Consider the following 11,280-nt stretch of genomic DNA (forward strand, 5'->3'; position numbering starts at 1 on the left):
GCTCAGCGCCCCGCCACCGCGGCGCCCGCCGCGCAGCGTCCGGCCGGAGCGACCCCCGGCCAGGCATCGCCGGTCACCTCGCGGCCCCCGGCAGCGGCCGCCGCAAACCCTGCCATCTCGCGCCCCGCAGCRGCGTCGCCGGCTCCGGGCCAGTGGGGTCAGCGGGCCCCCGAGCCCACCGGCTCGGCCGCGCCGAGCTCCACGGGCGGCTGGGCTCCGACCCCGCCGCCGAGCCGCCCCGCCCCGCAGGACCGACCGACGCCCACCCCGCAGTCGGCGCCGGCGCCGGCCCCGCGCCGCGACGGGCCGAGCTGGGCCGGGGGCACGCCGGCCTCCGCGGGTTCGTGGGCCACGCAACCGCCCGCGGCCCCCGCGCCGACCGCCCCGCCGGCCGCCTGGCAGCAGCCGCCCGCGCAGCCRCCGGCGGCGCAACCCGCTGCGTGGCAGCCGACGCCCGCGTCCGCGCGGACACCGGCCGCTCCGGCGACGAGCCGTCCCGGTCAGCCGACGGGCCAGCCCACCTGGTCCGCCGCAGCGGCCCCCACCGCGCCTGCTCCCGACGCGGCACCCGGCGCCTGGGCGCCCACCGGACTGTCGTCCGGCACGGTCCCGGCGCCCCGCGCCGGCGGCGAGCCCGCGGCACCGGTGTTCGGCGCGCCGCTCGGCGGCCTCCCGGACCCGGTGCGTTCCGGCGTCGCACGCGACGAGGACGACGACGACTACGACGACGAGGACGACGAGGAGCGCCCCAGGCACCCGTACACGTGGCTGCACCTCATCGTGCTCGCGCTCGTGGCGTTCGTGCTGGGCTTCCTCATCGTGCTCCTGCTCAGCAACACCACGGAGGACGACCCCGGCTCCACAGCCGCGGCCCCCGTCACCCACTCGACGACCGGCCTGTCGGCCGGACCTGCCTGACCCGAACCTAGGAGACCCGTGGCTGCGACCGAACGAGCGATCGAGCTGGCCCTGGCGGCCGCTCGTGCCGCGTCCGACATCAAGGCCGAGGAGATCATCGCGCTCGACGTCAGCGAGCAGCTCGTGCTCACCGACGTCTTCCTCATCGCGTCCGGCACCAACGAGCGGCAGGTCGGCGCGATCGTCGACGCCGTCGAGGAGGCGCTGTTCAAGCTCGGCGCCAAGCCGATCCGGCGCGAGGGCAAGGCCGCGGGCCGGTGGGTGCTCGTCGACTTCGGCGACGTCGTGGTGCACGTCCAGCACGCGGAGGACCGGGTGTACTACGCCCTCGAGCGGCTGTGGAAGGACTGCCCCGTGATCGATCTCCCCGCTGACGCGCGGGGGACCGACGAGGGCACCGACGCGTGACGGCGGGGCGGCTGCTCCTGGTCCGGCACGGCCGGACCGCGTACAACTCCGAGGCGCGCCTCCAGGGCCAGGTCGACATCCCGCTGGACGCCGTAGGCCGCTGGCAGGCCCGCACGGCGGCCGCCCGGCTGCTGACCCGGCACGAGCCGACGGTGATCGTCACGTCCGACCTCAGTCGCGCGCACGAGACGGCCAGCTTCCTCGCGCGAGCGACCGGCCTCGACCTCGTCGTCGACGCGCGTCTGCGCGAGCGCGCCTTCGGCCTGTGGGAGGGCCTCACGGGCGACGACCTGCGGCGGGACTGGGCCGACGAGTTCGCCGTCTGGCGAGCCGGCGGCCAGCCGGAGGGCGTCGGCGCGGAGACCCGTGCGGAGGTCGCGCAGCGCGTGCGTGAGGGGATCCTCGAGCACGCCGAGGCGCTGGGCGCGGACGACACCCTCGTCGTCGTCTCGCACGGCTCCGCGATCAGCTGCGCGGTCGGCGACCTGCTCGGCATGCCCACCGACTGGCACGGCTTCACGGGCATGCTCAACGTCCACTGGACCGAGCTCGTCGCCACGCGTGGCGATTTCGCGCCCCCGTGGCGCATGGTCGGGTACAACCTCGGCCCGACCGACGCGTCGAGCGACTGGAACGCCGGACCGGACACCACGCACGAGACCGACGCCGATGCGGAGACCCGGGACCCCGATTAGCGTTTGGGACCGCGTTCGTTCTAAACTCTCCGAGCGCCTACGGGCGTGAGTGGTCCCCCTCGGGGGGCTGCGGGGCTGTGGCGCAGCTGGTAGCGCACCTGCATGGCATGCAGGGGGTCAGGGGTTCGAATCCCCTCAGCTCCACCGAAAGTGCTGGTCAGAGGCCACGCCGGGATCCTGAACACAGGAGCCTGACGTGGCCATCGGCCATTTGTCGGACACTTATCGGTCCGGACTCGTCCTCAGGAGGCACAAGCAGCTCTGCGTACCGAGAAGGGTGGGCTGCGGCACCTGTCGGGCAGAGCAACCATGGGTGCGGCCTCGCCGGTCGACCTGTGCCCCGAGCCGTACGCCGGGGAACGGGGGAGGTGGCTGCACGACGTCGGGCCCGTCTGCGGATGGGCGAACCCCGACCGGGCGCACCGAGGCGGAGACGGTCCAGACGAGCCTTGGCACTGGGAGCTCGTCTCCGGTGTGGAAGTCCTAGCCGACGGCGCCTCAGCGTCGCGGTGTACACCACTGCGCGAGGAGCCTTCGATGCGGGTCGCTCGGCCGGCGATGGCAGCGCCCTCGTTCTGGGAAGGTAGTTCGACTGAGAGCTCGCGGACATGACCAGCGCGCCCGGCCGCCGGGTACGACAGGCTCGTGATCATCCTCTGGTTGGTGCAGCTCGTCGCGCTCGTCGCGACGCAACGCAACCTCGTCCTCGTCCTCGGAGAGCACGACCACGATCAGCTCGAGTGCAACTCCCCGCCCTAGATCCAGTGGCGCGCTCTGAAGACCAGGTACAACGTGACGCTCACGGCGCCCATCAGGGCGAGGGCGAACGGATATCCCCACGTCCAGTGCAGCTCGGGCATGAGGTCGAAGTTCATCCCGTAGACGGTGCCGATCAGGGTCGGCGCGAACAGGATCGCGGCCCATGCGGAGATCTTCTTGACCTCCTCGTTCTGGGCGTTGCTCGCCTCGGAGAGGGTCTTCATCTCCTCGTTCTGCCGCTGCGCGACGAGCGTGGCGTTGACCGTCAGGATGTCGCGCAGCGCGATCCGGAACGACTCGATCCGCTCGTCCACCTCGGTGACGTGGTCGGCGACGTCCCGCAGGTAGCGCTGCTGCTCCTCGTCGACGCCGTACTTGGACGATCCGGCGTCGAGCGCGGCGAGCATCGCGCCCAGCGGGCGAACTGCCCGCTGGAAGTCGACCACCTCGCGGGAGAGCTCATAGATGCGTCGGGAGACTGCGGGGTCCCCGCGGAAGACCTCGCTCTCGATCTCGTCGATGTCGTTCTCCAGCCCGGCCACGACCGGCCCGTAGGCGTCGACGACGGCGTCGAGGATCGCGTACAGGATCGCCTCAGGTCCCCGTCCGAGCAGGTCGGGGCTTGCCTCGACGCGGTGCCTGACGGCGGCCAGGTCGGGGGACTCGGCGTGTCGGACCGTCACGACGAAGTCCGGTCCGACGAACAGGTGGAGCTCGCCGAACTCGACCTGCTCGGTCGAGTCGAGGTAGCGGGCGGCGCGCAGCACGACGAACAGGGTCTGGCCGTACCGCTCGATCTTGGGTCGCTGGTGCGCCAGGATCGCGTCTTCGACCGCGAGCTCGTGAAGATCGAACTCGCGCGCCAGCGACTGCAGATGCTCGGCCGTCGGGCGGTACAGCCCGATCCACGCCATCGCGCCGCGGCTGCTCCGCAGCGCGGAATAGGTGCCGGTGAGGTCGGTCGGCGACGCGATCCGGACGCCGTCCCGATAGACCCCCGAGTCGGCGATGCTCGCCTGCAGCTCGAGCTCGCTCGAGTCGGGCATCGGGTCGCCCCGCCCGACGTGGTCCTCTGGTCCTCGCGCGCCCGGAAGGCGCGGCAGGTGGATCATCGGCAACCTGCCGGGCGACTGGCGACGTGTCATGACTGCGGTCCTCGCGTACGTAGACGGATGGCGGAGTCTGCCGGCGCGGTCCACCCGCGCGGAACCTACTCCCCGTCGGTGAACGCGCATCGAACTCGACTGCGGTCCGTTCGGCAGAACCCGGGATGCTAGTGCCGCGTCGAAGCCCGCTCGGCCTTCATGCGGCGCATGTCGCGGTGCAGCTCCTGGAGCAACAGGGGCCCGTCTGCCCACGCCTGCAGGCTTACCGTGGCGACGGCCCGGACCGGCGGCCACTCGCCGTCGGCGAAGTCGGGGGGACTCGCGGCCAGCGTTCGGAGCGCTCGCTGCCGCAGCTCCTCGGCAACCTCGCGGGCGCGCTCATCGGGTACGGCGGGGAGCACCGCCACGACGAGGATCTCGTCGTCGCCGAGCCGACCGAGAACGCAGCCTCCTGGGTAGGCGCCCGTCAGCGCCTGCGCCATGGAGGCGAGCACGCGGTCGCCGTGGGCGAGACCATGGGCCGCATTGAGCAGGCCGAAGCCCGCGATGTCGATCAGTGTGACCGCCAGTCGTTGGCGGGAACCCCGAATCTCCTGCGCCCACGAGGCGAGCGTGTGCTCGAGGAAGTGGCGGTTGACGAGTCCCGTCGTCCGGTCGCGGATGCCCTGGTCAGCGAGCGCGGCGGCGAGCGAGTGCACGAGCTCCGCCGTCCCTGTCGCCAACCAGAGGTCCGAGCGGACCACGACGTCCTCGAACCGGGATTCGGGCGGTCGGGCCATCGCGAGGAGCGCCGCCTCGACGACGGATGACGACGAGTCGACGACCAGGGGCTCCCAGTCGGCCACGGCGCGCGCTGGGCGACGCGTCAGGACCGCTCGGCCGTAGCCGAGCCGGCCGGCCATGGCGGCGTTGAACCGTGATCGCGTGATGAGTCCGATCCGGTTTGCTGCGTCCCGGTCGATGACGCCGATCCGCAGGAGCGTCGGATCGAGGAAGAGCGGCTCGATCTCGTGCACGGGCGTGTTGGCATCGACCGCCTGGAGCGGGACGGCGAGGGTTCCCACAAGGTCGGAGGACGGGACGGCGCCGGAGCGCAGGTCACGCAGAAGGGTCTGGACATCGGCCACAGTCCGAGCGTCGTCGCTGACACCGCAGGTCGTGAGCGTGTTTGGCGAGTCGCCAGTCAACGTTCACACGCGCGTCACCGGGAGCCGTTGCGTAGCGCTCGCCTGTCCCCAGTGCGCGCCCGACGGCCTGCGCTCTGGCGATGGCGTGGGCCGCTGCCGCTGGACCGTGGGTGATGGCGGTGCTCGGCAACGGGGTGAGCTCCCTAGCCACGATCTGTCTCGGGCGCATCCGGCCGCAGGGGCCACGTCACACCCCGATCGGCGTCGCTGTCGCTGTTGCCCGGAACGTTCCGAAGGCGTGTCAGGCCGAACCCGACGTCGAGGTCCACTCGGCGACCTGGGTCCCCAACGCCGCGGCCATGGCCTCCAGGTCGCGGCGGGCCTGGCGGTGCGAGGCCCAGACCCGTCCGGTGCCACGGATGCCGAGGGGCTCGGATTCCGGGTCGGCGGTCAGCACCACCAGCGTCTCCCGGGCACCCCGCGGCACGAGGTGCGCGGAGACCCGGTAGTCGATCCCGTGCCAGCTCCCGGCTCCGCGCGCGGCCTCCCCCGGGGAGGTGGAGTCGAGAACGACGTCGGCATGCTCGAAGTGCCATACGGCGGGGTTCTGATCCGTCGCGCGGGCGACCGTCGTCAACGCCCTCCAGGCGAGACGTGGATCGGCCGGGATCTCGATGCTTGCGGCAGTCTGCTTCGGCACTCCCATGCGTCCATCATGTGACCACGCGGAGCGTCGATGTCGAGAACGGACAAAGTGCCGGAGAGGACCGTTCTCAGGTTTGGGTCTCCCTCTCGCCGCCCCGCAGGAGCTCGAGCGCCTCGTGCTCGACGAGGACCGGCACGAAGTCGCGGACGCTCGACCCGGTGAACTGCGCCAGCTGTGCCTCGACGACCTCGCGCACGGTGGTGGACGGGATGTCGGGGAACCGGGCGGCGAGGCGCTCGACGACCTCGTCGATCGCGCGGCCTTCGTCCTGGAGGGGCATGTCCGACAGGTTCGCTGGCCGGGCACCCGGCGTCAACTGGAGGACGAGCGACCCATCACCCTCGAGATCGTTCTGCCCCGCCCGTGACCTGGACGTTCGTCCGGTTGTCGGGGGCGAGAGGAGCCGTCGATACGTCCGTCCTGTCTGATCGTCGGCCCCTGGTCGCCTGGTGTTCGTCCTGCGGTCCCGCACAGGTTGCTCACAGATGCAGCCGATCCGCTGAACTGCACCGGGTGCGCCGCGACAGGCGCCACGATGAGAGGACGGGATGCGGACGGTGCCGCCCGTGTTCCAGCTCTACCGGTTCTCCGACGACGACGCCGTGTGGTGGCGGCTCGTGAGCCCGAACGGGCGCGGGTTCGCCCGCAGCACTGTGGCGCTGCCGACCCCCACCGCCGCGCGAGAGTCCGTCGAGGCCGTGCGTGCGTCGATCGGGTCGCTCGTGCCTGTCCTCCGCCTCACCGAGACGTACCGCTGGCAGTGGTTCCTCACCGCCGACGACGCCCCGGTGGTCCAGGGGATCGGCGACAAGGACCGGCGCGTGCGCTGCGCCCACGCCTGCCGGGACTTCGTCCTGCTCGCGCCCGTGGCGCAGATCGACCCCGCCGTCGTCACCTATCGCCGGGTCTCGTCTCCCCGGGTTGCGCGACGCCCGGCGACGTGACCGTGACGCGTGCCCGGCTGGGCTGGGCTGCAGCGGGGGTCGCGGCGACGGCGGTGGTCGTGCTGACAGGGCTGGCGGCCGCGCAGCAGGCCGACGTGGCGAGCGGTGCGGCCGTGCTCCCGGTCGCCGTCGGCACCGCGCAGGTCGAGGCTCCCGAGAGTCCCGGTGGTCCCGTGGGGACAGCCGAGCTGGCGTCGCATGAGGTCGTGGCGCCGGTCGATCGCGCGTCCGGCGCCTGGGTGTCGGCGGTCTCGGGGGTGACCGGCGTCGGCACGGTGGCGCTGCAGGCGTACGCCGACGCCACCCTCGCCATGACGCGTCTGGGTCCTGGGTGTCACCTCGGGTGGACCACGCTCGCCGCGATCGGGACCGTCGAGTCGGGCAACGGCACTCACGGGGGTGCCCAGCTGCAGCCCGACGGCCGGCCGAGCATCCCGATCGTCGGTCCTGCGCTCGACGGGTCTGCCGGGACCGCGGCGATCCCGTCGCATCCCGAGGACGCCGCGTGGCACGGCGACGCCGTGTGGTCGCACGCGGTCGGCCCCATGCAGTTCCTGCCGTCGACGTGGAGTCGCTGGACCTCGGACGGCGACGGCGACGGCACGCAGGACCCGAATGACATCGACGACGCCGCGCTCGCGGCCGCACGGTACCTCTGCGCGTCCGGGCGGGACCTCGCCACGCCCGAGGGATGGCAGGCAGCCGTGCTGTCCTACAACCACGACGACGCGTACGTGGCGCTGGTCCTCGCGACGGCGAACGGCTTCGCCGCCGCAGCGGGTCGATGACCGGGCAGCTGCTCGGCGGGAGGTACGCGCTCGGGGGCCTCCTCGGCTCCGGTGGATCGGCCGATGTCTTCGCCGCCCTCGACGTCCGCCTCGGGCGGGACGTCGCAGTCAAGGTCGTGCGCGTCCCCGTGGCGCCGGGAGCGGATCCGTGGGCCCAGCTGCGGGCGGGTGCGCGCCTCGACCACCCGAACGTCGTGCACGTGCTCGACGCCGGCGCGGACGCCGGTGGGCGGGCGTTCCTGGTGCTGGACCTGGTGGTGGGCCGGACGCTCACCGAGCTGCTCGCGCGCGGACCGCTCGAGGCCCGCGACGCGCTGACCGTGCTGGACGGCGTGCTCGCAGGCCTGCAGCACGCGCACGAGCGGGGTGTCCTGCATCTCGACCTCTCGCCGTCGAACGTGATGGTGCCCAGCCTCGGCGAGCCGAGCGCGGTGCTGCTCGACGTCGGCGCGACACCGGCTCCGGACCTGACCGACCCTCGCGTGACGGTCAGTCCGCACTACGCCGCGCCCGAGGTGGCGACCGGTGTCGGCAGCGACGCCCGCTCGGACGTCTACTCCGCCGGCGCCCTGCTCTTCCACCTGGTCACCGGTCGGCCGCCTTTCGACCATCACGATCCGCAGAAGGTGCTTGCCGCCCAGGTGTCCGAGGTCGCGCCGGTGCCCAGCGCGGCCCGTCCTGGCCTGCCGACCGACATCGACCGGATCGTGCGGCGCGCGTTGGCCAAGGATCCGAACCGGAGACACGACGGTGCGGCGGACCTGCGCGCGGACGTCCGGGCCGCCCTTCTGCTCGCGGGCACGCCTGCCGCGCAGCCGAGCCAGCCTCGGGCCAACGGGTCGGTCCGGACCACCAGAGAGCTGCTCCCGGTTCGCCTGGTCGAGCCAGCACCGGGCGGGCGACCGACCAGCGGGGGAGCCTGGGTGACGTTGGGCATCGCGATCCTCGGCACGGCGTTCGTCCTCTGGCTCGCCCTGGCGCAGCCGTCGACGGCCGAGCCGCCGCCGCAGACGGTCGCGACCACTCCTCCCGTCACTCGCGCGACGCCGGCCCGTGGAACGCCCACGGCACGGCCGGAGCCGACGATGGCGCCGCCCGTGCCCACCGAGGTGGCGGTGCCAGCACTTGTCGGTCTCACGCTGAGCGACGCGCGAGCGGCGCTGGCCGCGGCCGGGCTCACGCTCGGCGAGCTGGTGCAGGCAGACGCGGCCGCGCCCACCGAGACTGTCCTCAGCAGCGCCCCGGCCGGCGGTGAGTCGGCACGTCCGGGTGATCGTGTGGCGCTGATCGTCGCCACCGGGTTGGTCGGTGTTCCGGACGTGAGCGGGCGGGAGCTCGCAGACGCTCGCTCGGCTCTGGCCGCTGCCGGGTTCGCGGTCGTCGAGCGCGCGGTTGCCGCGTCGACGGTGGGGGTTGTCCAAGGGAGCGAGCCGGAGGCCGGGGCGCGGGTGCCGGTGGGCGGGTCGGTCGTCGTGCTCGTCGGCGTCGAGCCGCCAGCCTCGCCCACGCCGACCCCCACGCCCTCGCCGAGCCCCTCGCCCTCGACCGAGCCGTGAGCCGACGCGTCTGTCGGGCTGCGCGCGTTCGTCCCCTGTTCACCGGCGCGGCGTCACTCGGTCATCGGTCCAGGTTTCGATCTGCGGAGGCAGCAGAGGACGAGCAGCGAGGAGCGTGGCGGCAGCGATGAGCACGCAGGTGCGGGTGGACGACCCGCAGGTCGGCTCGGCGCTGCCTCGACGACTCTCCAGCCGCCTGAGCGGCTCCGACCGAGCCTTCGTGATCGGTGCCCGCGGGGTGGGCGCGACGGTGCTGCTCATCACCGGCGGCATCGGGGTGTTCCTGGCGGTCCAGGCCTTCCCCACGCTGCGGCACTACGGCTGGTCGTTCTTCACCGAGACGGACTGGCAGCCCGAGGCCGACCGCGTCGGCATCGCCGCCGTTCTCGTCGGCACCGTGACCGTCGCGCTCGTCGCGCTCGCGTTCGCCTTCCCGCTCGGTCTTGCCACCGCGCTGTACATCAGCGAGTACGCGCCGGCCCGGATCCGCGGCGCCCTCGTCTCGGTCGTCGACCTCATGGCCGCGGTGCCCAGCATCATCTACGGGCTGTGGGGGTTCCTGCTGCTGCAGCCCTACGCCAAGGGCATCGCCCGCTGGCTGCACACCTACCTCGGCTTCCTCCCGTTCTTCCAGGTGGGCGCGGACCCGAACGCAGCGCTGTGGGAGCAGACCCGGTACACCGCGTCCGCGTTCGTCGCCGGCCTGGCCGTGGCGATGATGGTGCTCCCGATGGCCTCCGCAGTGATGCGCGAGGTGTTCTCGCAGGCTCCGCTGGGGGAGCGTGAGGCGGCCCTCGCGCTGGGATCGACCCGGTGGGGCGTGATCCGCTCGGTGGTGCTTCCGTTCGGTCGCGGCGGCATCATCGGCGGCACGATGCTCGGCCTCGGCCGGGCCCTCGGCGAGACCATCGCGGTCGCACTGATCATCTCCCCGGCCTTCGACCTGAAGTTCCAGCCCTTGGAGATCGGCACCAACACCGTCTCGGCGCTCATCGCGCTGCGGTTCGGGGAGGCCGACGACGCGCAGCTCTCCGCACTGCTCACCGCGGGCCTCGTCCTCTTCCTCGGCACGCTCGTCGTGAACACCGTCGCGGCGATGGTCGTCGCACGCAGCCGCTCGGGCGTCGGGACGGACATCTGATGACGGTCCTCGAGGCACGGACGCCGCCCGCGGCTCCCCGCACCTGGGTGCGTCCCGCCGACGACCCGACACCTACCGCGCCCCCACGCCGCCGCCGCCCCGGCGGGACGAAGGCGGAGGACCGCGCGATCCTGGTCGGATCCGTGCTCGCCGGCATCGCGCTGAGCTGGGTGATCTGCTTCCGACTGCTGCCCTGGGGCAATCCTCTGGCGTTCGCGCTCACGGCGTTCGTGGCCTTCCTCGCGGTGGTCACGGTCGCCACGGCCGCGACGTCCGACGGGCCGATGGTCACCGACCGGCTCGCGGCCGCGGTGATCAGCGGCGGGGCAGCGGTCGTCGCGATCGCCCTGGTCACCACGGTGGTGTTCACGTTCGTCCGGGGCGCGGAGGCCCTGACGCACTCGAACATGTTCCTCGACGACATGGCGGGCGTCGGCCCGCGCGACCCGCTGACCAACGGTGGAGTGCTGCACGCGATCCTCGGGTCGCTCATCCAGATCTCGATCGCGGTCGTCGTGACCGTGCCGCTGGGCATCGGCACCGCCGTGTTCATGACCGAGGTCGGCGGCAAGTTCTCCCGTGTCGTCCGCACGGTCGTGGAGGCGATGACCGCCTTGCCGTCGATCGTCGCGGGGCTGTTCATCTACGCCGTGCTGATCCTCACGCTCGGCGTCCCGCGCTCCGGCCTCGCCGCCGCCGCCGCGCTGTCGGTGATGATGCTGCCGATCATCGCCCGCGCCGCCGACGTGGTGCTCCGCGTGGTGCCGGGCGGCCTGCGCGAGGCCAGCCTGGCGCTGGGGTCGTCGCGCTGGCGGACTGTGTGGCACGTGGTGCTCCCCACCGCCCGGGCGGGGCTGGCGACGGCCCTCATCCTCGGCGTGGCGCGTGGGGTGGGGGAGACCTCTCCCGTGCTGCTCACCTCCGGGGCCGCGTCGTTCGTCGTGCTCAACCCGACGGCCGGCGCCATGAACTCGCTGCCGCTGTTCATCTTCTCCGCCATCCGCAGCGGTGAGCCCCTCTACGTCCAGCGCGGTTTCGCCGCCGCGTCGATCCTGCTCTCCCTCGTGCTCGCGCTCTTCGTGCTGGCGCGGCGGATCGCCCGACCGCGGACGGGCCGGCGATGACCCGGCAC

Annotated in this window: 11 protein-coding genes, 1 tRNA gene and 1 pseudogene; 9 read left to right on the forward strand and 4 right to left on the reverse strand. The window is 72.8% G+C overall.

All coding sequences use genetic code 11. The features are described 5' to 3' along the window. From AC1DXT_RS16025 to AC1DXT_RS16040, 4 genes and pseudogenes are all read left to right on the forward strand, one after another. Positions 1 to 918, forward strand: a pseudogene (locus tag AC1DXT_RS16025) (hypothetical protein); the annotation flags it as partial. 18 nt (positions 919 to 936) lie between these two features. Continuing rightward, positions 937 to 1,326: a ribosome silencing factor gene (rsfS, locus tag AC1DXT_RS16030; RefSeq protein WP_477062300.1), complete on the forward strand. Its 390-nt coding sequence runs from the start codon at positions 937 to 939 to the stop codon at positions 1,324 to 1,326. After that, positions 1,323 to 2,021: a histidine phosphatase family protein gene (locus AC1DXT_RS16035; protein ID WP_477062301.1), complete on the forward strand. Its 699-nt coding sequence runs from the start codon at positions 1,323 to 1,325 to the stop codon at positions 2,019 to 2,021. Before rsfS ends, AC1DXT_RS16035 begins: the two co-directional genes overlap by 4 nt. Positions 2,022 to 2,092: 71 nt before the next feature. After that, positions 2,093 to 2,165 (forward strand) — tRNA-Ala (locus tag AC1DXT_RS16040). A gap of 611 nt (positions 2,166 to 2,776) precedes the next feature. On the opposite strand, the gene AC1DXT_RS16045 is transcribed toward AC1DXT_RS16040, so the two are convergent. The 4 genes from AC1DXT_RS16045 to AC1DXT_RS16060 form a co-directional block, all read right to left on the reverse strand. Further along, the gene (locus tag AC1DXT_RS16045) at positions 2,777 to 3,826 is read right to left on the reverse strand and encodes a magnesium and cobalt transport protein CorA (RefSeq protein WP_477062302.1); all 1,050 of its coding nucleotides are present in this window, start codon (positions 3,824 to 3,826) and stop codon (positions 2,777 to 2,779) included. Positions 3,827 to 4,053: 227 nt separating this feature from the next. Beyond that, entirely contained in the window at positions 4,054 to 5,013 is a 960-nt protein-coding gene (locus AC1DXT_RS16050; RefSeq protein WP_477062303.1) for a GGDEF domain-containing protein, read from the reverse strand. 301 nt (positions 5,014 to 5,314) lie between these two features. Next, positions 5,315 to 5,719 (reverse strand): hypothetical protein, encoded by a 405-nt coding sequence (locus tag AC1DXT_RS16055; RefSeq protein ID WP_477062304.1) that lies wholly within the window; start codon positions 5,717 to 5,719, stop codon positions 5,315 to 5,317. A 67-nt stretch (positions 5,720 to 5,786) separates the two neighbouring features. Then, positions 5,787 to 5,999, reverse strand: a complete 213-nt coding sequence (locus AC1DXT_RS16060; protein WP_477062305.1) for a three-helix bundle dimerization domain-containing protein — start codon at positions 5,997 to 5,999, stop codon at positions 5,787 to 5,789. Positions 6,000 to 6,267: 268 nt separating this feature from the next. Here AC1DXT_RS16060 and AC1DXT_RS16065 point away from each other — a divergent pair, with 268 nt between their 5' ends. The 5 genes from AC1DXT_RS16065 to pstA all read left to right on the forward strand — a co-directional run bounded on the left by AC1DXT_RS16065 (position 6,268) and on the right by pstA (position 11,272). Continuing rightward, complete coding sequence (locus tag AC1DXT_RS16065) at positions 6,268 to 6,663, forward strand: hypothetical protein (RefSeq protein WP_477062306.1); 396 nt, start codon at positions 6,268 to 6,270, stop codon at positions 6,661 to 6,663. After that, positions 6,660 to 7,451, forward strand: coding sequence for a lytic murein transglycosylase (locus tag AC1DXT_RS16070; protein ID WP_477062307.1), 792 nt, complete (start codon positions 6,660 to 6,662; stop codon positions 7,449 to 7,451). Before AC1DXT_RS16065 ends, AC1DXT_RS16070 begins: the two co-directional genes overlap by 4 nt. After that, positions 7,448 to 9,007, forward strand: a complete 1,560-nt coding sequence (locus tag AC1DXT_RS16075; protein ID WP_477062308.1) for a protein kinase domain-containing protein — start codon at positions 7,448 to 7,450, stop codon at positions 9,005 to 9,007. Before AC1DXT_RS16070 ends, AC1DXT_RS16075 begins: the two co-directional genes overlap by 4 nt. Before the next feature lie 127 nt (positions 9,008 to 9,134). Continuing rightward, the gene (gene pstC, locus AC1DXT_RS16080; RefSeq protein ID WP_477062309.1) at positions 9,135 to 10,148 is read left to right on the forward strand and encodes a phosphate ABC transporter permease subunit PstC; all 1,014 of its coding nucleotides are present in this window, start codon (positions 9,135 to 9,137) and stop codon (positions 10,146 to 10,148) included. After that, positions 10,148 to 11,272 (forward strand): phosphate ABC transporter permease PstA, encoded by a 1,125-nt coding sequence (pstA, locus tag AC1DXT_RS16085; RefSeq protein ID WP_477062310.1) that lies wholly within the window; start codon positions 10,148 to 10,150, stop codon positions 11,270 to 11,272. Before pstC ends, pstA begins: the two co-directional genes overlap by 1 nt. Positions 11,273 to 11,280 lie beyond the last annotated feature (8 nt).

Source organism: Cellulomonas sp. P1_G12_2 (assembly GCF_056405535.1).

Excerpts from the sequence above, each read along its gene's own strand:
- AC1DXT_RS16045 (WP_477062302.1), bottom strand. The coding sequence starts at position 3,826 with ATGCCCGACTCGAGCGAGCTCGAGCTGCAGGCGAGCATCGCCGACTCG.
- AC1DXT_RS16055 (WP_477062304.1), bottom strand. The coding sequence starts at position 5,719 with ATGGGAGTGCCGAAGCAGACTGCCGCAAGCATCGAGATCCCGGCCGAT.
- AC1DXT_RS16060 (WP_477062305.1), bottom strand. The coding sequence starts at position 5,999 with ATGCCCCTCCAGGACGAAGGCCGCGCGATCGACGAGGTCGTCGAGCGC.
- AC1DXT_RS16065 (WP_477062306.1), top strand. The coding sequence starts at position 6,268 with ATGCGGACGGTGCCGCCCGTGTTCCAGCTCTACCGGTTCTCCGACGAC.
- AC1DXT_RS16075 (WP_477062308.1), top strand. The coding sequence starts at position 7,448 with ATGACCGGGCAGCTGCTCGGCGGGAGGTACGCGCTCGGGGGCCTCCTC.
- pstC (WP_477062309.1), top strand. The coding sequence starts at position 9,135 with ATGAGCACGCAGGTGCGGGTGGACGACCCGCAGGTCGGCTCGGCGCTG.
- pstA (WP_477062310.1), top strand. The coding sequence starts at position 10,148 with ATGACGGTCCTCGAGGCACGGACGCCGCCCGCGGCTCCCCGCACCTGG.